This window comes from Streptomyces sp. JK94 (assembly GCF_053613315.1).
This window is the reverse complement of the sequence record NZ_JBSICH010000089.1, coordinates 1-836: the sequence shown is the minus strand read 5'-3', so window position 1 is coordinate 836 and position 836 is coordinate 1. Positions and strand designations below refer to the sequence as shown.

The 836-nt window shown below is 71.4% G+C and carries 1 protein-coding gene; it reads right to left on the bottom strand.

Annotation, left to right across the window (positions count from 1 at the left end; all coding sequences use genetic code 11):
* The coding region (locus ACVV2G_RS33335) for an acyltransferase domain-containing protein (protein WP_453846498.1) at positions 1-836 on the bottom strand (836 nt) is incomplete at both ends.

Here is an 836-nt window from a genome sequence, read left to right as displayed (position 1 = left end):
CCGTCATCGAAACGGACCGCCTCACGCACATGGCGCACCCAGTACTCCGGGTCGGCCAGCTCACCGGCCAGTGCGATCCGGCCGGTCACATTGGACACCACCGGCAGCCGCGGCTCACCGAACGACAGTCCCGCCACGGTCTCGCGGAAGGCATCGAGCATCGGCTCCATCAACGGCGAGTGGAACGCATGCGACACGCGGAGCCGGCTGACCCTGCGTCCCCGCTCCCGGAACACCTCGGCGACCGCCTCGACGGCCCCCTCGACCCCGGAAACGACGACCGACGACGGACCGTTGACCGCAGCGACCGACACACCCTCAAGGGACACCAGGTGCTCAAGCACCTCCGCCTCGGTGGCCTCCACCGCCACCATCGCACCACCCGCGGGAAGCTCCTGCATCAACCGGCCACGAGCCGCCACCAGGGCGCAGGCATCCGCGAGCGACAGCACCCCGGCCACGTGTGCCGCCGCCACCTCACCGACGGAGTGGCCGGCCACGAAGTCGGGAGTGACACCCCAGGACGTCAGGAGCCGGTACAGGGCCACCTCGACGGCGAACAGACCCGCCTGCGCGTACGCGGTGCCATTGAGCAGCGCCTCGTCCTCGCCCCACACCACCTCACGCAGCGGACGCTCCAAAAGCCCGTCCAGCCCCGCGCACACGGCGTCGAACGCCTCCGCGAACACCGGGAAACGCGCATACAGCTCACGACCCATACCCAGCCGCTGCGAACCCTGCCCCGAGAACAGGACGGCGGTGCGTCCCGCCACCGGGGCCACGCCCTCGACCACTCCGGCGTCCGGCAGACCCGCCTCCAGCGCCGCGAGCGCCGC